The organism is Ruegeria sp. SCSIO 43209 (genome assembly GCF_019904295.1).
Lineage (GTDB): Bacteria > Pseudomonadota > Alphaproteobacteria > Rhodobacterales > Rhodobacteraceae > Ruegeria.
On the sequence record NZ_CP065359.1, the window covers coordinates 1,100,731 to 1,123,665 of the forward strand.

Here is a 22,935-nt window from a genome sequence, read left to right on the forward strand (position 1 = left end):
TTTAGCTGGCGGGTATGGCGAGAATTCCTTTATTGCAGATGTCCGGTATCTCTCTGACGTTCGGGGGTGATCCGGTGTTTTCCGATCTGGACCTTGTGGTTCAACCCGGTGATCGCGTGGCGCTGGTCGGGCGGAACGGGTCAGGCAAATCCACCTTGATGAAAGTGATGGCCGGGCTGGTCGAGGCCGATCAGGGTGAAATTGTCATCCCTCCTGGTAAATCAGTGGGTTACATGGAGCAGGATCCCGGAATGCAGGGATTCGCGACGCTTGGAGACTATGCCTCAAGCGGGTTGGAACCGGGTGAGCTGTATAAGGTCGAACGCGCGGGCGAAGGGCTGAAATTCGACCCTGAGCGTGCGGTCGAAACCGCTTCGGGTGGGGAAAGGCGACGCGCCGCCTTGGCCAAGCTGATGGCCGAAGCGCCGGACCTGATGTTGCTGGACGAACCGACGAACCACCTGGATATCGAGGCGATAGCGTGGTTGGAGCGTGAGTTGGGCTCGACCCGTGCAGCCTATGTTCTGATCTCGCATGATCGCGCATTCCTGCGTGCGTTGACCCGTGCGACGCTGTGGATCGATCGCGGAGTTGTGCGGCGGCAGGAACAGGGCTTTGCGGCCTTTGAAAGCTGGAGGGATAAGGTCTGGGAAGAGGAGGATCAGCAGCGCCACAAGCTGAACCGCTTGATCAAGTCCGAGGCGCGATGGGCCGTCGAGGGTATCAGCGCCCGCCGCAAGCGCAATCAGGGTCGTGTTCGGGCGCTACAAGCCTTGCGCGCCGAGCGTGCAGCGCAGATCAAACGTCAGGGATCGGCTGCCATGACGTTGGAATCCGGTCCGAAATCAGGCCGCAAGGTCATCGAGGCCACTGGCGTTTCAAAGTCATTTGACTCTCAGCAGATCGTGCGCAATTTCGATCTTCTGGTTCAGCGCGGCGACCGCGTGGCCTTTGTTGGGCCGAACGGTGTGGGCAAAACGACGTTGCTGAAAATGCTGCTGGGTCAGGTCGAACCGGACGAGGGTTCGGTGGTGCTGGGTACTAACCTTGAGATCGCCGTGTTCGATCAGGCGAGGGCACAGCTGGACCCGGAAATGAGCCTGTGGGACAGCTTGACCGGCGATCCCGAGATGCGGGTCTCGGGCAAGGCCGATCAGGTGATGGTCGGCGGGCAGCCCAAGCATGTGGTGGGCTATCTCAAAGAGTTTCTGTTTGATGATGCGCAGGCAAGAGCGGCTGTTAAGTCATTGTCCGGAGGGGAAAAAGCCCGGTTGCTGTTGGCGAAACTGATGGCAAAAACCTCTAACCTGCTGGTGCTGGACGAACCGACCAACGATCTGGATGTTGAAACGCTGGATCTGCTGCAGGAATTGCTGGACGACTATGATGGCACGGTGCTGCTCGTTAGCCACGATCGGGATTTTTTGGATCGGGTTGCAACCACAACCATCGCCATGGAGGGCAACGGGCGCGCGACCGTCTATGCTGGTGGTTGGTCCGATTACATCGCTCAGCGAGGTGATGTAGTTGCGAAAAAGGAAGAAAAAGCAAGGCCTTTAAAACCGAAAGTGAAGCAAGAAGCGAAGGCAAAAGCAGGGCTGTCGTTCTCGGAGAAACACCGACTTGAGAAGCTACCAGCAGAGATCGCGCGCCTTGAAGCCGAGATCGCCAAGCTCGAAGAACTGATGTCTGATCCTGAGCTGTTCACACGCGAACCGATCAAGTTCCAGAAGGCAACCGATGCCCTGGTCGAACGGCAGGAAAAACTGTCAGCGGCTGAGGAAGAGTGGCTGATGCTTGAAGAGAAGGCCGAAGCCGGTTGAGCCCGAGTTGTACAACCTCAATCGACTAGATTGTCTGAGTTGTACAAACCTATGCACCGGTTTGCGCGTGCTCAAATGGGGCGGGCGGGGTTACCGACAACAGTTGCTCCGGCGGGGACGTCCTTCGTGACGACACTGCCCGCGCCGACGATGGCGCGGTCTCCGATAGTAACGCCGGGCATGATGATCGCGCCACCGCCGATCCAGACGTTTTCGCCGATTGTCACCGGGTGGTCGATTTCCAGACCCTGTGCGCGCAGGGCTGGGTCTTTGGCGTGTTGGGCGCAATAGATCTGTGCCGTGGGGCCGAGCATCGAGTCACTGCCGATGCGAACAGGCGCGGTGTCGAGAATGACACAGCCCGCATTCAGATACACCCGGTCGCCCAGCGACAGGTTCATTCCATAAGCGCAGTGGAACGGAGCCTCAAAATAGCAATCTTGCCCGATCCCCGCAAAGAGCGCCGCCAATTCGGGAGCTATAGCCCCTCGGTCATCGGGCGGGCAGGTGTTGTGGGCATGGACCGCGCGGCGTGCTTTCATACGAAGCACTTCCAGTTCGGGGTCGAGGCAGCAATACCACTCGCCTGCCGCCATTTTCTGCCGCTCGGTCATGAAACCCGTCTTAGCGCATCCGCAGGGCACCGTCGATGCGGATGACCTCTCCGTTCAGGTAGCCCATCTCGACGATGAACCCGGCCAGACGACCGTATTCGCGCGGGTCGCCGAGGCGAGCAGGGTTGGGGACGTCCGCCGCAAGCTGTTGCTGCACCTCTTCAGGCAGGCCGGCCAGCATCGGGGTCATGAAGATGCCCGGTGCGATGGCCATCACACGGATACCAGTCGAGGCCAGATCGCGCGCCATGGGTAGCGTCATGCCGACCACGCCGCCTTTCGAGGCTGCATAGGCCGCCTGACCTTTTTGCCCGTCAAAGGCGGCGATGGAGGCGGTGTTAATAATCACGCCGCGCGCGCCATCCGGTTCTGGATCATTCTTTGCCATCTCTGCGGCAGCAAGACGCGAGACGTTAAAGGAACCGACCAGATTGATGTCGATGGTACGCTGGAACGCCTCCAGAGGGTGGGGGCCGTCTTTGCCCACAGTCTTAGCTCCAATCGCGATTCCGGCGCAGTTCACTGCGGCGGTGATGCGACCCATCTTGTCCATCGCATGTGCAATCGCTGAAGCGACCGAGGCCTCATCCGTCACATCGGTTTGTGTGAAATGTCCGCCGATTTCAGCCGCGACCTGCGGGCCACGCTCGGCGTCGCGGTCAAGGATGGTGACCTGCGCGCCGTTCTCGGCAAAGTGACGGGCTGTGGCCTCACCCAGGCCGGAGGCACCGCCGGTGATCACCGCAGCTGTGGTTGAGAGTTGCATGGCGGGTTCCTTCCTGATCTGAACACTTGTTCAGATAATCCCAACCATGGCCCTCTGTCCAGTCACAGCTTTGATCAATCAAGCCTGCTGCGCTGCTGCATCGGCGTGACGCCAAACGCAGCCCGGTACACACGCGAGAAATGGCCGGCGCTTTCGAAACCGCAGGCAAAGGCGACCTCGGTCACCGAAGATTCGGTCTGCAACAGCAGATTGCGGGCGCGGTCCAGCCGCAATTCCATGAAGTATTTCTTAGGCGAGGTGTTCAGGAATTTCCCAAACAGACGCTCCAGTTGTCGGGTTGAGATACCGATATCGCTGGCAATGACCGAGGGCGACAGTGGACTTTGAATATTGTCGGTCATGATGTGGATCGCCTTGGCCAGATGCGCGTTCCGCATCCCGTTGCGCGATTGCAACGAGACGCGCTGATCGGCAGTGGCGTTGCGCACGGCGTTATAGACCATCTGATCGGCCACTGCGACCGACAGGTCGTGGCCGTGGTCGCGTTCGATCAGGTGCAGCATCAGATCGGCGGTCGCGGTGCCGCCCGAGGCGGTCATGTGTTTTTCGTCGGCGACAAAGACGCTGCGGACGAGGTTGATCTCGGGGAAGGCCTCCATGAAAGCATCATGGTATTCCCAATGGATCGCCGCCTGCATCCCATCCAAAAATCCGGCCTCGGCCAGCAGCCATGCACCGGAACACAAGGCGCTGATATTGGTGCCCCGTGCCCTCTCTCGGCGCAGGGTTGCGAGCAGCGGACGCGAGACGTGATTGCGCATGTTTATTCCTGACAGAACAAACAGTTGGTCACATTTTGGGATAGATCCCAATCCGCCATGCACCAAAGTGACCGATCCGTTTGAACAGACCGCATGCTCAGCGTGTTCGGACAGGAAGGACCATCGATAAAGATCTTCCTCGGCCAGCAAATTTGCGATCCGCAATGGCTCGACCGCGCAGGAGAAGGCGAGATGCGAGAATTCCTCGACCAGTATGAATGCGTAGTGCTGTGTTTGGCTCATCGATAGGTCCGGAATCAGGGCGTTCTGACAGTTTTCTGCATGCTGCACGAAAACTAACTGTATACAACATGTATTTTTATACGATACCAGAGGGCAAGCTATCGATTCGCGGGATCGTGATGAAGGGGATCGGATGAGGGACGAAGGGAAATCACCAAAAGAGGCGTTGGCTGAGCATCTGAAGATGTCGGTTCTGACCCTGCGTTTGCGTCCCGGAGAAGATTTGGACGAGGCGCAGCTGTCGCAGGCCTTTGGCCTGTCGCGCACGCCTTTGCGCGAAGTGTTCCGGCAGTTGGCCGGTGAGGGGTATCTGGACCTGCGCACCCATCGCGGGGCGCGGGTGTCAGAGATGTCTCATACCACGCTACGCGATTTCTTTCTGGTTGCGCCGATGGTCTATGGCGCGGTGCTGCGTCTGGCCGCGGCGAATGCGACGCACGATCAGATCGATCAGTTGAAAGAGGCGCAAGAGACGTTTCGGCAAGCCTTGCGTACAGGCTCGGCTGAGGAGCGGACGCTGGCCAATACCCGGTTTCACGAGGTGACCGGAGAGATGGCGGGGAATGTCTATTTATCCCCATCGTTCAACCGGTTGCTGATCGATCACGCGCGGATCGGGATGACATTTTATCGCCCGCAGACCGCACGAATGGCTGAGAACCTTTCAGAGGCGAGCGACCAGCATGACGCCATCATCGCCGCCATCGAGGCGGGCGATGAGGCGACTGCTGCGCAGCTGGCCGACGACCACTGGACCCTGTCACGCGATCAGATCGAGCTGTTCGTGATGCCCGAGGGGTTGGATTTTCCGCTGGGGCAGGTCCCCGGTAAGACTTCTGCATGAGGGACACATGACTCCGATCTTCAGATTTGAGGGTATTTATACGCCGGTGGTGACACCCTACGCGGCGGATGGTGGCGTGAACTGGGAAGCGTTGGCCGAGGTGATCGAGTACCTGATCGAGAATGGTGTGCACGGGCTGATCTCGGGCGGGTCCACCGGCGAAAACTATGCGCAGACCGTCGATGAGCGGCTGGAACTGGCGCGCTTTACGCATGAACAACTGAAGGGGCGTGTGCCTCTGGTTGTGGGAACGGGGGCGATGCTGACCGGGGATTCCGTCGCTTTGGCCTCAGGTGCGCGAGACCTAGGCGCAGATGCGATCTTGTTGGCCAGCCCGCCGTATTCGGTGCCCACCGACCGCGAGAATGCGCTGAACGCTCTGGCAATCGACAAGGCGGCTGACCTGCCGGTGATGCTGTACAACTATCCGCACCGGACCGGCACGATGATGGGGGAAGAGTTTCTGGACCGCGTAGGTCGCAGCCGGAATTTCTGTGGCATCAAGGAAAGTTCGGGCGATATCAACCGGGTGCATCTGCTGGCGCGGGACTACCCGCATATCCAACTTGGTTGTGGCATGGATGATCAGGCGCTGGAGTTCTTCGCCTGGGGAGCGCCGTTCTGGGTCTGTGGCGGGTCGAACTTTCTGCCTGCCGAACACGTGGCGCTGTATCAGGCTTGTGTGATCGAGGGCAACTTTGCCAAGGGCCGTCGCGTCATGAGCGCGCTGATGCCGCTGATGCGGGTGCTGGAGCAGGGCGGCAAATTCATCCAGACGATCAAGCATGGCGTCACCATGAACGGGATCGATGCAGGCGTGGTGAGGCCGCCTCTGAAAGGTTTGAACAAAGATGACAAACGCGCGCTGGAACAGGTGACGCGCGTTCTGAAACGCAAAATCGCAGATATTTTGGCGGAGGGTTAAGGCATGGGCTTGTTGACGAAAGACGAATACGAATCCATCGCTGCGCATCTGGATCTGCCGACGGGCGCTTTCATCGATGGCGGCTACCGCCCGGCGACCTCAGGGCAGGTGTTCGAGACTATCAATCCAGCCACCGGGGCTGTGCTGACCAGCATTGCTGCCTGCGGATCGGAGGATGTGGATTTTGCGGTCGAAAAGGCGCGAGAAGCCTTTGACGACGGGCGTTGGTCAAAGATGCACCCCTCGGATCGCAAGGACATTCTGATCCGCTTGTGCAAGCTGCTTACCCGCAACGCGCGGGAACTGGCGGTGATGGAGAGCATCGACAGCGGCAAGACGATCTTTGATTGCGAAACTGTTGATGTTCCCGAGACGATCCACTGCCTGAAATGGCATGCCGAGGCGATCGACAAAATCTATGATCAGGTCAGCCCGGCCAGTGATGACCACATCGCCATGGTCGTGCGTGAGCCCATCGGCGTGGTTGGGCTGGTCCTGCCGTGGAACTTCCCCTTGCTGATGCTGGCGTGGAAGATCGGGCCCGCACTGGCGGCGGGCTGTTCGGTGGTGGTGAAACCGGCGGCCGAGACTTCTCTGACCGCATTAAAGGTGGCGGAGCTGGCGTCTGAGGCCGGATTGCCGCACGGTGTGCTGAATGTGGTGCCCGGCGGTGGCGCCGAGGTGGGCGAACCCATCGGGCGGCACATGGATATCGACATGGTGTCCTTCACCGGCTCGACCGTGACGGGCAAGAAGTTCCTGAACTATTCCGCTGAAAGCAATGCCAAGGAGGTGGTGCTTGAGATGGGCGGCAAGAACCCGGCCATCGTGATGGACGATGCGGAAAATCTGGATCGGGTGGCGGCGCATGTCGTCAATGGCGCATTCTGGAACATGGGCGAGAATTGCTCGGCCTCATCGCGGTTGATTGTGCATAAAGACGTGAAGGCAGAGCTGCTGGAGCGTATTGCCCACCATGCTAAACATTGGAACGTAGGCGACCCGTTGGACCCAGAGACCCGCATGGGCGCGCTTGTCAGCGAGGGGCATTATTCCAAGGTGTGCGGCTATCTGGAACAGGCCGAAAACGTGCTGATAGGCGGCAAGGCCGACAAGGGTTTTGTTGAAGCCACGGTGGTCGAGGTGCCCGGAAACGATGCCACGCTGGCGCGCGAGGAGATCTTTGGCCCGGTTTTGTCGGTGATCGAAGTTTCGGGCTTTGACGAGGCGATCAGCATTGCCAATGACACCGAGTATGGGCTGTGCGCCTCGATCTTCACGGCCAACGCCAAACGCGCGATCCGTGGCGCGCGGGCGATCCGGGCGGGTACCGTCACGATCAACAGCTTTGGTGAAGGGGATATCACCACACCCTTTGGTGGCTACAAGCAGTCTGGGTTTGGTGGCCGGGACAACTCGGTCCACGCCCATGATCAGTATACCCAGCTGAAAACCATCTGGATTGATCTGGCCGATGACGAAGATGAGGCGGTAGATTGACGATCTACACCGCCAAACGTTTGCCCCGGCAAACCGGCGTGGCAGGATGGAATGCCATCCTGCCTCTGCAGCAAGACCTGCCTCGGCTTGAGCAAGACCAGACCGCAGATGTGACCATCATCGGCGGTGGTTTTGCCGGGCTGTCCGCAGCGCTGAGGCTGCATCAGCTTGATCCGGCGCTGAAGGTTGTGGTGCTTGAGGCTGGGCGCTTTGCGGAAGGCTCTGCCGGGCGCAACTCGGGGTTCATGATCGATCTGCCTCATGACTTGGCCTCGGACAATTACGCCAGCGATGGGCTGGACGCAGATCGGACCACAATCGCGCTGAATCGCCAGGCGATTTCCTTTGCGACCCGGGTAGCCGCTGAGTGCGACCTGTCGCCGGAGATGTTCGACCCGTGCGGCAAGATCAACGCTGCTGCGACCGCAGCGGGTGATCGGCACAACGCAGACTACGCAGTGCATCTGGCGCGATTGGGAGAGCCCCACGAGCTTTATGATGCACAGCAGATGCAGGCGCTGACAGGCAGCCCGCATTACACATCTGGTCTGTTTGCGCCCGGGACGGTGATGATCCAGCCTGCAGCCTATGTGCGGGCTCTCTCAACGCATCTGGCTGGGCGGATCGGTGTTTATGAAAACTCTGCCGTGACCGGGTTTCGCAAACAAGGCGGTGGCTGGGCGGTCGAGACCGAACAGGCGCGGGTTTCGACGGGGCGGATCGTGATGGCAACGAATGGTCACCTGGAGAGCTTTGGGTTTTACCAGCGGCGTCTGATGCACATCTGCCTCTACGCGTCGATAACGGAATCGCTGACGCCAGATCAGATCGCCACGCTGGGCGGACAGCCACGCTGGTCAGTAACGCCAGCGGATCCGATGGGCACTTCGGTCCGGCGGGTTTCGGGCAGTTATGGGGATCGCATTCTGATCCGGACCTGTTCAAGCTTTCATCCTGAAATCCACAGCAGCGATAGCCATTTGAATCGGGCAGGCGCGGTGCACGATCGTAAGTTTCAGGAGCGATTTCCCAACTTGCCAAATGTACAGATGCAGCACCGTTGGGCTGGGATGCTGTGCCTCAGCCGCAATGGCTCGGCCGCGTTCGGTGAGATCGAGCAGGGTGTATATGCCGCCTGTTGTCAAAACGGATTGGGTATAGCGCGAGGAACACTGCAAGGAATGGGCGTGGCAGAGCTTGTGCAGGGGAAAGACTCCCAGATTGCAGATCATTTTCTGGCGCAACCGATGCCACCGCGTTTACCACCCGAGCCCTTCGCATCGGTTGGGGCCAATGCGTATCTGCGCTGGAAAGAGTGGCGATCAGGGGCGGAATAGCTTGCAGGCTGGTCAGGGCAGGCTGAGCTTTGCCATCCGTCCGCCATCGATCGTGTAAATTTGACCGGTGACAAAACCCGCTTCCTCGGCTGCCAAGAACGCGACCAGTGCGGCGACTTCTTTCGGGTCGCCGGTGCGGCCTACGGGATGAATGCGGGCGATATCCCGGCGGAATGCGCCGGGGTCGTTCATGCTCTCGATGAAATCGATGTTGAGGTCTGTGTCGATCCAGCCCGGTGCCACTGCATTGCAGCGAATGCCTTCTGCTCCGTGGTCCACGGCAACCGCGCGGGTCAGCCCATGCAGCCCGGCCTTAGAGGCGCAGTAGGCGGCGTGGCCGGGGTTGCTGCCCAACCCCTCGACCGAGCCGATATTGACAATGCTGCCCTTGGTTTTGCGCAGATGTGGCAGTGCAGCCTGGATCAGCAGGAACGGGGCGGTCAGGTTGACCATGAGGTTGCGTTGCCAATCTTCAAGCGGCATGTCGTTGACGGAGGCCTCCTGCATCATGCCTGCATTGTTGATCAGTACGTCCAGCTGGCCCGCGCTGCCCACGACCTGCTTGACGATCTGCGCCGGGCTTTCCGGGTTGGCAAAATCCGCCGGGATAGAGGGGAACTCATCATCCTTACCGCGCTGCGCAGTGTAGACATTAGCCCCTTCTTCGCGCAGCCGGCGGGCGATGGCTTGTCCGATGCCACTGCGGCCACCGGTCACGAGCGCTGTTTTTCCTGCGAATCTTTTCATTGCACCGGCTTGCCCCCATTCACTTCGACCAGAGCACCACACATGTAGCGCGCCGAATCCGAGGCGAGAAAAAGGATCACTTCGGCTATATCTTCGGGTTCGGCGATACGCCCTAAAGGCACCGACTTCCCAAGCTCGGCAATCGCCGTATCAGGATCGAACCCACGTTTGGCAAAGCCCGAACGCAGCATCTGTGTGTTCACCTCGTTCGGGCAGACGGCGTTGATGCGGATGCCCTGATGGGCGTGATCGTGCCCCATGCATTGGGTGAGGCTGGCAATGGCCGCTTTGGTCATGCAGTACACCGCATGATCCGGGCCAGGTCGAAGGCCCCAGCACGAGGCAGTGTTCACAATAGCACCGCCACCCGCCGCCGCCATGATTGGAATCGCAGCGCGGCAGATACGGAAAGGAGCCTCGACATTCACACCGACGGACAGGGCCCAATCCTCATCGGATGTTTCAGTCACCGGGCCGCGGGTGATCACGCCTGCATTGTTGATCACGATATCAAGACCATCCAGCGCCTGATGCGCGGCCAAGGCCAGCCCGTCGCAATAGTCGGGATCGCGCAGATCGCCGGGCAGATGCGCCTCGGCTGCAAGGCTGCCCACATCGCGGTCAGCAACAGCCACACGCGCGCCTTCGGCCCGCAGCTGGCTGACGATGGCGGCCCCGATCCCGCCCGACGCCCCTGTGACGAGTGCGGTTTTTTCAGCGAACCTCATTCGTGTACCTCCCCGGGATTTAGTAGGACTGGTTCAGCTCATCCGCAGCCGGTATTTCACGCTCGCGCCGGGCGATGTAATCCAGCAGCTCTTCGTTCTTGGCGATATCGAGCGTTGGTTCCTGATACTCGGCCAGCAGCTTGCGGGCGTGTTTCAGGGCGCGTTCGGTGATTTCAATACAACCCTCAGCCTGCCATTGTTCGATCGAGTTGTTGTCGAACATATCCGGCATGAAGAATGCGCTCTGGAAATTGTCCTGCGTATGCGGATGCCCAAGGTAATGCCCGCCCGGACCGATATCACCGACTGCCGAAACGGCCTGATCGAAATCGCCCCATTTCGGGCCCTCGGCCATGCGATAGGCCATGGCGCATTGTTCTGCGTCAACGATGAACTTTGCGGTCGAGCAGTGCATCCCGGCCTCGTTCCAGCCCGCCGAATGCCAGATGTAGTTGGCGCCGGAATGGATCACGGCCTGCAGAGTGGTTGCGGATTCATAGCCTGCCTGCGCGTCGAACGTCTTGGCTCCGCCCAGAGTGTTTGAGGTACGCCAAGGCACTTCGTAATACCGGGCCATCTGTCCAATCATGAAGTTCATCAGACTGATCTCGGGCGTGCCTGCCATCGGTGCGCCGGATTTCATCGAGACGGTCGACAGGTAGTGCCCGTAGATCGCGGGCGCGCCCTTGCGGATCACCTGCGTATAGGCCAGCGCGCTGAGCGCCTCGGCATTCAGTTGCGCCACCGTGGCGGGGACGCTGGCGGGCGTATTGGCCCCGCCCAGAACGAAGGGCGAGCACAACACCGGCTGCTTCCGGCGACAGAAGGCGCGCATCGCGCCCAACATGGTTTCATCCCAGACCAGCGGCGAATTGCCGTTGCAATTGCCAGTGGTGACCGGGTGATCTTCAAGGAAATCCTCGCCGAACAGGATGGCGCACATCTCCATGACATCTTCGGCATTCTTGGGGCTGGTGGTCATGCCCATGAAGGTTTTGTCAGAGTGCTTCATTGACGAATAGGTAATCCGCAGATGCCGCTGACTGATCGGGTGATCATAGGGCTCCACGATGTGATGGGCCGAGGAATGCAGCGCGGGCAACATATGGCTGAGCTTGTGGAACATCGCCAGATCGTCCAGCGTCGGGTTGCGGCGCACATCTTCCAGATCGCGCAGGAAGGGCGCACCGGTCATCGGCACGAAGATCGAGTGTTTACCGCCCAGCCGCACGTTCTTTTTCGGATCGCGCGCGTGGTAGGTGAAATCTGACGGAATGGTCGCGATCAACTCGCGCACCAGACCGCGATCCAGATAGACGAGCTCGCCTTCTACCTTGGCACCAGCCTTCTTCCAGTCTTCCAGCGCGATGGGGTCACGGAACTGAACGCCTACGTTTTCCAGAATATCCATCGAGGCCGCATCAATGCGTTCAACCTGTGCGCCGTCCATCACTTCGCATAACGGAATGCCGCGGGTCAGCCCTGGCAGCATCTCGAAGTTTGGAGCGGTGCGCATGGCGCGCCGGGCAGAGCGCCCTCCGGTACGTGTGGCTGTGGCAGTTCTGGTCATATGGTGCCTCCTTCCGGTTCAGAGTGGAACGGAAAGGGTGAGGTCCACATGCAGGAATGCGAAAGACTGTTGCGAAATGCGACGTTGGGGTTTCGTCAAATAAACGGCAACTCGAAGGAGGTTCACTAAAGCATCTCAAACGCATCTTTGTGGGAGTTTGTGTTTAACATCACGCAATGGCAGCGAAGCAGACGATGGGGCCAAAGAATTGCGGCCAAAAGTGACTAGTCCGCCCGCAGACTGTATTCTGATTAATGTATCGGCACCATTCGAGACGGGCTTAATCCATGTGGGAGCGGGGCATTAGGAACTCTCAGCAAACAAATCTGATCGTAAGGAGCGTGGCAAAAGCTGCCCTGTCTGTGCGGGTAAAACTGCTGATGGCGTTTTTGGGTATCACCTTGTTGCTTTTGGGATTGGCTCTTTTTGCGGTGTCGGCCTTGCAGCAATCGAACAGGCGTGTCGATGCGATGATCCATGATCAGGAGAGGATTGCATATTTCAACGAAATCCATTTGGCGCTGAGCGAGTTGAACCTGATGAACTTGTCCTTGGTCATCGATCAGACGCCCGGGGACGACTCGGACGAAATTTTTGCATTTTCAACCGGCAATTTCATCGGTCAGATCGAGAACCTGCAACATCACATTGCGCAAGGGATACGTCGATTCCTGCAGGCGGGCAGCAAAGAGTTCCAAACCATTGATGAAATCCGCGCAGATTTGGGCGACATCAAAACCAAGGCCGCCGCCATGGTGCGGTTTCGAAGAGACGGAGACATGCAGAATCTCGCCGAATTGGGATTGGATCAGATTTTTCGCCAAGTTCGTTCACTGCAAAGCGATGCGTACAATCTTGTGCAGGGCGCCGAAGCAGAGATGCGTGACCGGGCAAATAGGAATGCCGAAGTTTACCAATCGACGCGCAAAATGGTCGTGGCGGCGGCAACAATTGCAATGGGGGCAGCCCTTTTTCTTGGCTACGCAATCTCTTCGTCACTGATCTGGCCAATGCGCCGAATTGGCCAAACACTTAGCGTTGTCGCCGAAGGAGATTTCGCGGCGCGAGTTGATGTCCCCAATCGCGACGAGCTTGGCAAATTGGCAAACGACGTGAATGCAACAAGTGCGCGTCTGGGTGATCTTTATGAACAGGTAGAGACCCAGCGAGCCGAATTGGAAGCCGAATACGACCGGTCGGAAAAGTTGCTTTACAATCTGCTGCCAGAAGACATTGCGGTAAGATTGAAGCTTGAGCCAGACCAGACTATCGCTGACAGTTTGCCCAAGGTTGCAATACTATTCGCTGATATCGTGGATTTCACGCCACGGGCATCGAAACTGCCACCGGAAGATGTAGTCGGGTTTCTGAACAAGATCTTTCGTCTATTTGATGAATTGGCCGACAAACACGGATTGGAAAAGATCAAGACAATTGGTGATGCCTATATGGTCGCGGCAGGTATGCCGTCTCCGGTCGGCGACCCGGTGCATCGCGTCGCCGAGATGGCTCTGGACGTGCAGCGGTCGGTTGCGGAAATGTCACCTGATTTTCCGGATGGGCTTCAAGTAAGAATCGGACTTCACGCAGGGCCTGCTGTCGCCGGTGTCATTGGAAACCAGAAGTTGTTCTATGATGTTTGGGGGGAAACGGTGAACACCGCCAGCCGGATGGAGAGCCACGGTGAACCGGGGAGGATCCAGGTAACGGGTGCCGCAAAAGAGGAGCTTGAAGCGGACTACGACTTCGAACCCCGAGGCGTGGTGGAGATAAAGGGATTGGGTTCTGTGAAAACGTGGTTCTTGATCGGTTCTAAAACCAAAAGCTGACCACTACGTCTCGACCTAATTAATCTGCCACTTCTACTTCAATGGACGGCCACCCGGCGGCGACCGCCCAATTTGGATCAGCCCAATTGAACCAGTGCGTGGCGTTTCTTGCCCGCGCTGAGTTTGATGGGCGAGGACAGTGCGCCTGCGTCGATCATCAGGCCCGCGTCGGTCAGCGGAGCATCGTCTAGCTTGGCACCGTTTTCGGCGATCAGGCGTTTGGCCTCTTTGCCGGATTTGGCGAGGCCGGATTTGACGATCAGCTGCACGATGGACATGCCTTCACCCAGTTCCGAGGCGCTCAGCGTCAAAGTCGGGAGGTCGCCACCTACGCCGCCTTTCTCGAATACCTCGCGCGCGGTCGCCTCGGCGGTTGCAGCGGCTTCGGACCCGTGCAGTAGGGTGGTGACCTCATTGGCGAGGCGGATTTTGGCCTCGTTGATTTCGGACCCTTGCAGCGCGGCCATGCGGTCGCATTCGTCTACCGGAAGCTCGGTGAAGATTTTCAGGAACCGGCCCACATCGGCGTCGGTGGTGTTGCGCCAGAACTGCCAGAACTCATAGGCGCTCAGCATGTCGCCGTTCAACCAAACCGCACCGCCTTGTGATTTGCCCATCTTGCGACCATCGCTGGTGGTCAGCAGGGGGGTCGTGAGGCCATAGATCTCGTGATCCAGCACCCGGCGGGTTAGGTCGATGCCGTTGACGATGTTGCCCCATTGGTCCGAGCCGCCCATCTGCAGAACGCAGTTATATCGGCGGTTCAGTTCGAGGAAGTCATAAGCCTGCAGGATCATGTAGTTGAATTCGAGAAAGCTCAGCGACTGTTCACGATCCAACCGCGATTTCACCGATTCAAAGCTCAGCATCCGGTTGACCGAGAAATGCCGCCCGATATCGCGCAGGAAATCGAGGTAGTTCAGGCTATCCAGCCATTCGGCATTGTTCAGCATCAGAGCGCCGGTCTCGCTGTCATCGTAAGACAGGTATTTCGAGAACACCTGCTTCATGCCTGCGATATTGGCGTCGATCTGTTCAGGGCCCAGCAGGGGGCGTTCGTCTGAACGGAACGAGGGGTCGCCTACCTTGGTGGTGCCGCCGCCCATCAGGGTAATTGGCTTGTGGCCGGTTTTCTGCAACCAGCGCAGCACCATAATGTTCATCAGGTGACCTACATGCAGCGACTGTGCGGTGGCGTCATAGCCGATATAAGCCGTCTGCACCCCAGAAATCAGAGCGTCGTCAAGGCCTTGATAATCGGTGCAGTCGGCGAGAAAGCCGCGCTCGATCATCGTGGCGATGAAATCCGATTTGGGGTGGTAGGTCATGACGCTCAACAGGCCTTGTGTTCTGGCCCTCTCTGCAAGGGCTGGTGTAAGTCATAGGTCAGTAATTTCAAAACCAGACCCGCTTGGTCGCACGACGGAAGGTACATTCATGCGACTGGCCTTCTAATTCCCTAAGTCTCGCGGAATGTCCAGTCATTGGCGAGCAAGTGCAGTCCGTACTGAAAGAATCTTGCGGATAAGCTTTCTGAGGGAAACGCGAAGAAATAACGCATAGCGAAACACAGAATATCGCGTCAGTCTTTGAAGCGTACCAAGTCCTGCCGGATAACCTCTGGTTCTAGCGTGCAGTGTGTCTGGACAGAAGCGGCTTTTCATTCTTGATGTGGCGTTCAATCAGTTGCTTTTGCAGCTTCCCGGATGGGATCGGGCAGGCGGGCTTGGGGGCAAATTCCAGTTCTGCTATCTCGGGGAATATGCTCAGGATTTCTATTCGTGCTTCTGCACTGATGGCCTTGAGCACTTCCGGTCCGGTGAACAGGCTTTCCGATGGTGCGCCTTCGGCATAGACTACCTCGTGCTGTCCAAAAAGAAGGTGAAAATACTCGACGCTCTGAGCATCCTGGTCGATGAAAATACCGGGCAGCGAAGTCAGATTGACGGCGGGTATCAGAACTTCGGAAGTCCTGAACATACGCTCGACAATCTTTGAAGACACCAGCATCCGGTGCTGCCGGGACACCACAAGATCACGCTGAGGCAAGCCCAGACCTAACGCTCCGGCGCTGATACGAACCGGGCGCAGTTTGGGGTTTGCGGCCAGTTCCGGGGCAGATATCGTACGGCGAAACACCCGCAGCAGGGTGGCAAATCCGGGCCCATCACCTGTGGGATCAAACACTTCGATCTCATCGCTGGCTTTCAGATCCTCGACCGCCTTATGACCACCCCTTACCCGAATATTCGTGCCACTGGTGAAACAGGGAACAAAGTCGTCAACGGGCAGATTTACGACTGGACTGGCGAAGGCACCGTCACCCAGCGCCGTGATCGTCAGTGTTGTGTTGAGCGGGGGGACATCCCCCAAAAAGCCGATGAAAAACCCTTGCTCGGCTCCGCCGCCAAACGCGCCGTTGCCGCTGGAATCATAGTCGAAAACGCCAATCGTGTAGGTATTGGTGCCATCCGTGACTATGTAATTGTAGTCCCAGGCAATTGCATTCCCCAGATAGGTTTGCGTGGGATCGTCTGGGAATTCGTTGTTTACACCGTCTCCTTCGATGGTGTTGGGGTCAACACCATCAGTAATTTCGATCGTATTGTACGCGGAGATCTGAAATGTCGTTCCAACGCCGCCGAATTGGGCCTGGTTCGTAGTCAGAGTCGTGTCCGTCCGAAATGCACCGTATATGTTTGGCATAAACCCTGTTCAGGCCAATTCACTGCCGCTTTTTACTAAGCGGTATGAACCTACTCACCCGTCCTCAATTTGTTGTCTGTGCTTTGCTGCATATTAGTATCTCATCTATAAGCATTGGTGCAACATTTGCGATTATCCGGGGTTTTGAGCCTGCGCTTTTATTGCACTGAACATCCCAAAGTACCGGCCATTATTCAGTCGCTTTGTTTCAATGAAAATCTGACGAAGCTGAGCTATATGGAATGATCGTAGGTGCTTCAGACCAAGTGGAACACTGAAACCGGCGACGGGCATTCTTGGGAGAGCTTGGCACCTGCTGTAGCGATCTGCGAACATGTGGTAATGGACTTTGTACAGCTCTTTCATGAGCACTCGGAACTGCGCTGCGTTTGGGAACGCCTTGTCGCCTTCATTCGCGGTCTCGTACCTTTCGGAATTCTGTAGCGGCGCACGGTACAGGCGGGGGCAGAGGCAAGGAAAAGGCACCTTTTCCAAGAAAAATGAAGCTCGCGCATGATGTGTCTTGCCTTGGCTTTGCATTACCGTGCAGGTTGTGCTCAGAACCCGGCGAAACGGGTGGAGAGACGCAATACGAGGTCGGCGTGGGCAGGGTCATCAGCAAATCGGGGGCGATCAGAGCGTTGGGGGCCATGTCGGGCACATCGCTGGACGGTGTGGACGCTGCGGTCGTTGAAACCGATGGGCAGCAGATATTCGGCTTTGGTCCCAGCGGGTATCGCGCTTATTCCGAGGAAGAGCGTGCCACACTGCGCGCGGCGCTGGGGCTTTGGCATGGACCAAAGGTTGATATCTCGGCTGAATTGGTGACCCGGGCACATGCCGAGGTTCTTTCAGAGTTCGAAGAGGTCGACCTGATCGGCTTCCACGGTCAGACATTGGCACATGAGCCGCGTGGGCGTGGCACGTTGCAGGTGGGTGACGGGCTGGGTCTGTCGCAGGCTTTGGGGCTGCCGGTGGTCTGGGATTTTCGCAGCGATGATGTGGCGCTGGGCGGAGAGGGTGCGCCTCTGGCCCCGTTCTTTCATTTCGCCTGCGCCAAATGGATCGGGGCGGAAGAGCCGCTGTGTTTCCTCAATCTGGGCGGTGTTGGGAACCTGACCTATGTTGACCCGTCTTTTGACGGGCCTGAAGCGCCAGGGGCGTTGCTGGCTTTCGACACCGGACCTGCCAACGCGCCGGTTGACGATCTGATGCAGGCGCGGTTGGGGTTGCCGATGGATCGGGACGGCGCGCTGGCCCGAGAGGGTACGGTCGAGACCGGCGCACTGGAGCTGTTTCTGGCCGAGCCCTATTTCAACCGAATGCCGCCCAAATCGCTGGACCGGAATGATTTCTCGGAAATGATCGGTCTGGTGACCGAACTGAGCGATGCGGATGCGGTGGCCACGTTGACCGGGATGAGCGCTGCGGGTGTGCTGCAGGGGATGGAGCATTGTCCCAAGCCGCCTGTGCGCATGCTGGTTACCGGTGGCGGACGTCACAACCCAGTGCTGATGGAAATGCTGCGCGTGTCGCTGGATTGCCCGGTCGAACCGGTTGAGGCGGTTGGGCTGGACGGAGACATGCTGGAAGCGCAGGCCTTTGCCTACCTTGCCGTGCGTGTGGCGCGGGGATTGCCGACCTCTTGCCCGGGTACCACCGGGGTAAGTGCGCTGGTCGGGGGCGGTGTCGTGTCGTCTCCGGCGAGGGGTGTCGTGGTGAGCGGGTAGGGGGCTCTGCCCCCGTCGCTGCGCGACTCCCCCGAGGTATTTTTGGCCAGATGAAGGGACGGATCTAGCGATTTAGGGCGCGGGCGTAATCCAGGGTGAATTCGGTGTAGCCGCCCGAGGTGGATTGCAGGTGTGCCTGGGTCCAGCGGTGGAAGGCTGGAAGGTGGTGGAAAGGCACGTTTGGAAAGGCGTGGTGTTCCGCGTGGTAGGGCATGTTCCAGGCCAGAAATCGGATCATTCGATTGGTAAAGGTGGTACGGGAGTTTTCGAGCATATTTGCCACCGGCGGGCAGAGGCCGTGTTCAGCCAGCAGGTATAGGCGCAGGAAAGGCTGGCCGATAAGGGCGGGCAGAAGCCAGAGCCAGAACAACAAGGGGCTGAAGAACAGGCTGAGTGCGGCCAGGGCATATAGTGTGGACAATATTCGGGCTTCGGTTCGTATGGCGCGGTGCTGGCGGGTTGGCAGGTAAGCGGCGTCAATCCTGCCGCGCGCGTTGTCGGTCAACACACGGGCCATACCCGTCCAATATGGCCAGCCGCTGAGATAGATCGCAAGGCTGCGCCAGTTTTCGGGGCGGGGTTTGCCGCCAAGTTCCGGGTCTTTGGTCGGGTGGTTTGTCCATTTGTGATGGGCAAGGTGAAAGTAGCGAAACCATGTGAACGGCAGGCAGATGGGAATTGAGACAAGGTGCCCAACCGCTTCGTTGATCCAAGGGGTTTTGAACGGCGTCTTGTGGGTGCATTCGTGGCTGAGCGTAAAGAGGAAAACCAGCAATAGGCCTTGCGGCAGGAGCAATAGTGGCCAGAGGGGAACCTGTAGGATGATACCGGTGCTGGTTGCTGTCAAAGCGCCGAAATAGATCGCTAGATGTCTGAGACCTGCCATGTCTGACCGCTGTTGCAGCCTGTCCTTGGTGTCGGGCGGGATCGCGGCGATCAGGGCGCGGTGGTCCATGGAATTACACTCTTGGAATATCAAAGCCGGGTGGCGCGAGTTCAAACCCGTCAAATTCAAATCCCGGTGAAACAGTGCAACTGACCAGCGTGTATTCTCCACTGCTGCGCGCCGCCTGCCAATGGCCCTTGGGTACAATAAGCTGCGGTGCGCCTTGGGTCAGATCAGGTGTCAGGATGTGGTCTTTGGCAGGGCCTGTATCGGAGGCGCTGAGCGAGAGGATCAGCGGAGCGCCGGAATGGTAGAGCCAGATCTCGGTCGCATCTACCTTGTGCCAGTGGCTGCGCTCACCCTTTGCCAGTAGGAAGTAGATGCAAGTGCCGGTGGCACGGCCGGGATTGTCGGCGCGCCAGGTCTCTTTGAACCAGCCGCCTTCGGGGTGCTGCTGCAGGTTCAGGTGTTGGATGATGTCTTGCGCGGTCATGGGAGCCTCGGGTCTGTTTGTGGGATTATGCACGCACGCGCACGATCTGCTATGGCAATTGTGTATGCAGAGCATATGTTTGCCGCATGACTTTGATGATCCCGTTTGACAACAGCTATGTTCGCCTGCCGGACACCTTCTTTGCGCGGCAGGGGCCCGTGCCTGTGCGTGCACCAAAGCTTGTTGCCTTCAACAGTGATCTGGCGCGACTGTTGCGGATTGCGCCGGGCGACGTTGAAGAGATGGCGCAGGCTTTTGCGGGCAATACTGTGCCCGAGGGGGCCGAGCCGCTGGCGCAGTTATATTCCGGGCATCAGTTTGGCACCTATAACCCTCAGCTAGGAGATGGGCGCGCGGTTTTGTTAGGTGAGACGGTCGGAGTCGACGGGATTCGGCGGGATATTCAATTGAAGGGCTCAGGGCAGACACCATTCTCGCGCCAGGGAGATGGACGTGCCTGGCTGGGGCCGGTTTTGCGCGAATATGTGGTTTCCGAGGCGATGCATGCGCTGGGCGTTCCCACCACGCGCGCCTTGGCAGCGGTTGAAACCGGAGAGATCGTGCTGCGCGAGGGTCCGATGCCCGGGGCGGTATTGACACGTGTAGCGCAAAGCCATTTGCGGGTAGGCACGTTTCAGGTGTTTGCAGCGCGAGGGCAGTTAGAGAGCCTGCAACGGCTAACTGAATATGCCATTCAGCGCCACTATCCTGAGGCGGACGGGGCTATGGGTTTGTTGCGCGCGGTTCGGGATGCGCAGGCCGGGTTGATCGCCCGATGGATGAGCGTGGGTTTCATTCACGGGGTCATGAATACTGACAACAGCTCGATCGCCGGTGAGACGATCGACTATGGCCCATGTGCGTTCATGGACAGCTATCACCCGAATACAGTCTATAGCTCGATCGACCGGATGGGGCGGTATGCCTACTCGAACCAGCCTGAGATTGCGGTTTGGAATCTGGCGCAGCTGGCAACGGCCCTAATTCAGCAGTTTGAGGACAAGGACGCAGCTGTCGAAGAGGCCACCGAAATTGTCCATGCCATGCCTGCGTTGATGCAGGCACATTGGCTGGAACGTTTCAGGGCCAAGATCGGATTGGTTCGGGCAGAGGAGGGGGATCTTGAAATGATCTCGGATCTGTTGACGCGGATGGCGCAGAATCAGGCGGACTTCACAAACACGTTCCGCGCGCTGGGCAGCGACCGCGCGCGAGACCAGTTTGCCGACCCGGCGGCTTTTGACGAATGGGCAAAGGGATGGCAGGAACGCTTGGCGCGTGAGGATGCGCCTTTGGACGTGATGGATGCGGCCAATCCGGCCTTCATTCCACGCAATCATCGGGTGGAGCAGATGATTCAGGCTGCGGTGCAGGGCGATTACGCACCGTTCAATCGGCTGAATGAAGTGCTGTCACGGCCGTATGAGGATCAACCAGATTCAGCTGACCTGATGCGCCCTCCGGCGAAGAACGAGGTCGTACACGCGACATTCTGCGGTACGTAACAAAGAGACGGTTTCTTATGAAGAAACCGAGCCTGAAACTTTTGAAGTTTCAGCTTTTGAGGCTATCGGGGCGTGTCTGCAAAGGGCTCGGCGATCACCTGACACGCATCTTCATAGACAATGTAGCCGATCCGGTCTGATCGCAGAGTATCGATCTGGTATCCGTTTTCTTTGAGCAGTGCGACCATCTCATACGACTTGCCCAAAACCTCATTGGCTTCGGGTTTGAACCAGCTGAGGCCTTTGGTGTTGCGCTGAAAGGCGCCTTTAGATTTTGTCCTGTTGAACCGATAGGGGATTTCAAGGTTTTCCCGGAACCAAACCAGCAGCGCCTCAATTCGATCGAATGTGTATTTATCCAGCGCGGCAGTGTCGCGCAGGTCGTAGGCCGCGCAGAAGAACCCCTGACGCGCGTCCATATCTTCTATCTTGATCGGATGGACAAACCTTATGAACATGATCGTGAAGGTGGCCGAGGGGCTGCGCGGGCTCAAGGCCGTTTTGCACAAATGTTAGCGGAGCAAGCGGCGCGTTGCCATTCAGCGCTGGGTTCGGCTTGCACTTGTCCGACCAGTTGGCGATCTTGGGTTAAATCAGTTTAAGTGTGCCGATGACCTACCGCTCGACCCTGCGCCTTGCCAGTTACAACATTCAGAAATGCGTGGGACTCGATTTCCGGCGGCAGCCGCAGCGGATATTGCAGGTCATCGAAAGCATGCAGGCCGATATCGTTGTTCTGCAGGAGGCGGACAAACGATTGCCGCCCCGTCCTGCCGCTTTGCCACATTTCATGCTGGATGAGGCCGGGTGGCAGATCGTGGACTTGGGCGGTGCCGGTAGTCTTGGTTGGCATGGCAACGCGGTGATCTGGCGTGGGGACGCCATTCAGGTGCGTCAGGCAGGTCATCATGATTTGCCGGGTCTGGAGCCCCGCGGCGCCGTGCGGGTCGAGTTTGATACGCAGATCGGGCCTTTGCGGGTGATGGGGATGCATCTTGGGCTTTTGCCGGCGTCGCGACGTCAACAGATCAGTCATATCCGTCGATGTGATTCTGATCTGGAACACATGCCCACCGTCTGGGCCGGGGATTTCAACGAATGGTCACGCCAGCCTGTTCTAGATCATTTGGCCCCGGACATGCGGTTTCTTCCTCCGGTTCCAAGCTTCCCGGCCGCGCAGCCATTGGGGGCGCTGGACAGAATCGCGGTGGGGCAGGGGCTTGAGGCTGCACTGCACGGGGTGCATGATGCGCGGCCCGCGCATATCGCCTCGGATCATTTGCCGGTCTGGGCCGATCTGCGACGCATCGCCTGACCGCAAAATCGTCTGTGGCGCAGGGCGCGTAGACATATTAAGACAGAACACCGAACAGTCCCGGGGGTCACCATGTCCGACACGATTATCGCCCGTTGCGAAGCCAAGGGCCTGCGCATGACCGGCCAGCGGCGGACCATTGCACAGGTCTTGCAACAAAGCGAAGATCACCCGGATGTAGAAGAGCTTTATGCCCGTGCTTCAGCCGAAGATGCGGGAATTTCGATCGCGACAGTCTATCGTACCGTGAAGTTGTTCGAAGAGGCCGGGATACTTGAGCGGCTGGAGTTCGGCGACGGGCGCGCGCGATACGAAGATGCAGAGCGTGATCACCACGACCACCTGATCGACATGCAGTCAGGCGAGGTGATCGAGTTTGTCGACCCTGAGATAGAAGCTCTGCAAGAAAAGATTGCGGCCAAGCTTGGCTACAGGCTGAAAGGCCATCGCCTTGAATTGTACGGCGTACCGTTGGAAAAAGACTGACACATCACGAAAATCGATCGGTCGGTGAACGCGATTTCATCGAACATGTCGTAATACTGCTTGCGACGTCGCAAAGCTTGCGGTTTTGCTGCCGGAAAGGTCCGCC

General features: G+C 58.3%; 21 protein-coding genes. 10 read left to right on the top strand and 11 right to left on the bottom strand.

Going from position 1 to position 22,935, the window contains the following annotated elements; all coding sequences use genetic code 11:
- The first annotated feature begins 38 nt into the window (after window positions 1-38).
- Window positions 39-1,823, top strand: a complete 1,785-nt coding sequence (locus tag I5192_RS05575; RefSeq protein WP_223117930.1) for an ABC-F family ATP-binding cassette domain-containing protein — start codon at window positions 39-41, stop codon at window positions 1,821-1,823.
- Window positions 1,824-1,894: 71 nt separating this feature from the next.
- Here the strand turns inward: I5192_RS05575 and I5192_RS05580 are convergent, their stop codons facing one another.
- From I5192_RS05580 to I5192_RS05590, 3 genes are all read right to left on the bottom strand, one after another.
- On the bottom strand, window positions 1,895-2,437 hold the full coding sequence (locus tag I5192_RS05580) for a sugar O-acetyltransferase (RefSeq protein ID WP_170817865.1): 543 nt from the start codon (window positions 2,435-2,437) through the stop codon (window positions 1,895-1,897).
- A gap of 10 nt (window positions 2,438-2,447) precedes the next feature.
- On the bottom strand, window positions 2,448-3,203 hold the full coding sequence (locus I5192_RS05585; protein ID WP_223117931.1) for a 3-hydroxyacyl-CoA dehydrogenase: 756 nt from the start codon (window positions 3,201-3,203) through the stop codon (window positions 2,448-2,450).
- 74 nt (window positions 3,204-3,277) lie between these two features.
- Entirely contained in the window at window positions 3,278-4,228 is a 951-nt protein-coding gene (locus I5192_RS05590; RefSeq protein ID WP_170396693.1) for a GlxA family transcriptional regulator, read from the bottom strand.
- A 133-nt stretch (window positions 4,229-4,361) separates the two neighbouring features.
- Between I5192_RS05590 and I5192_RS05595 the strand changes: the two genes are divergently transcribed.
- From I5192_RS05595 to I5192_RS05610, 4 genes are read left to right on the top strand one after another with little or no spacing between them, the layout of a single operon-like run.
- Window positions 4,362-5,072 carry a GntR family transcriptional regulator gene (locus I5192_RS05595; RefSeq protein ID WP_223117932.1) on the top strand — a complete coding sequence of 237 codons (711 nt, stop codon included), beginning with the start codon at window positions 4,362-4,364 and terminating at the stop codon, window positions 5,070-5,072.
- 7 nt (window positions 5,073-5,079) lie between these two features.
- Window positions 5,080-5,997, top strand: a complete 918-nt coding sequence (locus I5192_RS05600; RefSeq protein ID WP_223117933.1) for a dihydrodipicolinate synthase family protein — start codon at window positions 5,080-5,082, stop codon at window positions 5,995-5,997.
- Between the two features lie 3 nt (window positions 5,998-6,000).
- Entirely contained in the window at window positions 6,001-7,497 is a 1,497-nt protein-coding gene (locus I5192_RS05605) for an aldehyde dehydrogenase (RefSeq protein ID WP_223117934.1), read from the top strand.
- The gene (locus I5192_RS05610; protein ID WP_223117935.1) at window positions 7,494-8,834 is read left to right on the top strand and encodes an FAD-binding oxidoreductase; all 1,341 of its coding nucleotides are present in this window, start codon (window positions 7,494-7,496) and stop codon (window positions 8,832-8,834) included. Before I5192_RS05605 ends, I5192_RS05610 begins: the two co-directional genes overlap by 4 nt.
- A 12-nt stretch (window positions 8,835-8,846) precedes the next feature.
- On the opposite strand, the gene I5192_RS05615 is transcribed toward I5192_RS05610, so the two are convergent.
- Genes I5192_RS05615 through I5192_RS05625 form a run of 3 tightly spaced genes read right to left on the bottom strand, consistent with a single transcriptional unit; the run spans window position 8,847 to window position 11,879 of the window.
- Window positions 8,847-9,581 (bottom strand): SDR family NAD(P)-dependent oxidoreductase, encoded by a 735-nt coding sequence (locus tag I5192_RS05615; protein WP_223117936.1) that lies wholly within the window; start codon window positions 9,579-9,581, stop codon window positions 8,847-8,849.
- Window positions 9,578-10,309 (bottom strand): SDR family NAD(P)-dependent oxidoreductase, encoded by a 732-nt coding sequence (locus tag I5192_RS05620; RefSeq protein WP_223117937.1) that lies wholly within the window; start codon window positions 10,307-10,309, stop codon window positions 9,578-9,580. The genes I5192_RS05615 and I5192_RS05620 overlap by 4 nt, the downstream gene beginning before the upstream one ends.
- Window positions 10,310-10,328: 19 nt before the next feature.
- Window positions 10,329-11,879 carry a trimethylamine methyltransferase family protein gene (locus tag I5192_RS05625; protein WP_223117938.1) on the bottom strand — a complete coding sequence of 517 codons (1,551 nt, stop codon included), beginning with the start codon at window positions 11,877-11,879 and terminating at the stop codon, window positions 10,329-10,331.
- 341 nt (window positions 11,880-12,220) lie between these two features.
- Between I5192_RS05625 and I5192_RS05630 the strand changes: the two genes are divergently transcribed.
- Complete coding sequence (locus I5192_RS05630) at window positions 12,221-13,708, top strand: adenylate/guanylate cyclase domain-containing protein (protein WP_170422077.1); 1,488 nt, start codon at window positions 12,221-12,223, stop codon at window positions 13,706-13,708.
- Between the two features lie 77 nt (window positions 13,709-13,785).
- Here I5192_RS05630 and tyrS read toward each other — a convergent pair whose 3' ends face one another.
- On the bottom strand, window positions 13,786-15,036 hold the full coding sequence (gene tyrS, locus I5192_RS05635; protein WP_223117939.1) for a tyrosine--tRNA ligase: 1,251 nt from the start codon (window positions 15,034-15,036) through the stop codon (window positions 13,786-13,788).
- Between the two features lie 298 nt (window positions 15,037-15,334).
- Window positions 15,335-16,414 carry a Hint domain-containing protein gene (locus I5192_RS05640; protein ID WP_223117940.1) on the bottom strand — a complete coding sequence of 360 codons (1,080 nt, stop codon included), beginning with the start codon at window positions 16,412-16,414 and terminating at the stop codon, window positions 15,335-15,337.
- Window positions 16,415-17,064: 650 nt separating this feature from the next.
- Here I5192_RS05640 and I5192_RS05645 point away from each other — a divergent pair.
- Window positions 17,065-18,144, top strand: a complete 1,080-nt coding sequence (locus I5192_RS05645) for an anhydro-N-acetylmuramic acid kinase (RefSeq protein ID WP_370644450.1) — start codon at window positions 17,065-17,067, stop codon at window positions 18,142-18,144.
- A gap of 64 nt (window positions 18,145-18,208) precedes the next feature.
- Here I5192_RS05645 and I5192_RS05650 read toward each other — a convergent pair whose 3' ends face one another.
- The gene (locus tag I5192_RS05650) at window positions 18,209-19,099 is read right to left on the bottom strand and encodes a fatty acid desaturase (RefSeq protein WP_223117941.1); all 891 of its coding nucleotides are present in this window, start codon (window positions 19,097-19,099) and stop codon (window positions 18,209-18,211) included.
- Window positions 19,100-19,103: 4 nt separating this feature from the next.
- Window positions 19,104-19,523, bottom strand: coding sequence for a cupin domain-containing protein (locus I5192_RS05655; RefSeq protein ID WP_223117942.1), 420 nt, complete (start codon window positions 19,521-19,523; stop codon window positions 19,104-19,106).
- Window positions 19,524-19,609: 86 nt separating this feature from the next.
- Between I5192_RS05655 and I5192_RS05660 the strand changes: the two genes are divergently transcribed.
- On the top strand, window positions 19,610-21,028 hold the full coding sequence (locus I5192_RS05660) for a YdiU family protein (protein WP_223117943.1): 1,419 nt from the start codon (window positions 19,610-19,612) through the stop codon (window positions 21,026-21,028).
- Window positions 21,029-21,090: 62 nt separating this feature from the next.
- Here I5192_RS05660 and I5192_RS05665 read toward each other — a convergent pair whose 3' ends face one another.
- Window positions 21,091-21,522 carry a hypothetical protein gene (locus I5192_RS05665; protein WP_255612082.1) on the bottom strand — a complete coding sequence of 144 codons (432 nt, stop codon included), beginning with the start codon at window positions 21,520-21,522 and terminating at the stop codon, window positions 21,091-21,093.
- Window positions 21,523-21,638: 116 nt separating this feature from the next.
- Here I5192_RS05665 and I5192_RS05670 point away from each other — a divergent pair, with 116 nt between their 5' ends.
- Window positions 21,639-22,343, top strand: a complete 705-nt coding sequence (locus I5192_RS05670) for an endonuclease/exonuclease/phosphatase family protein (RefSeq protein ID WP_170396721.1) — start codon at window positions 21,639-21,641, stop codon at window positions 22,341-22,343.
- A 72-nt stretch (window positions 22,344-22,415) separates the two neighbouring features.
- Window positions 22,416-22,829 (top strand): Fur family transcriptional regulator, encoded by a 414-nt coding sequence (locus tag I5192_RS05675; RefSeq protein WP_170396723.1) that lies wholly within the window; start codon window positions 22,416-22,418, stop codon window positions 22,827-22,829.
- The last annotated feature ends 106 nt before the right edge of the window (window positions 22,830-22,935 follow it).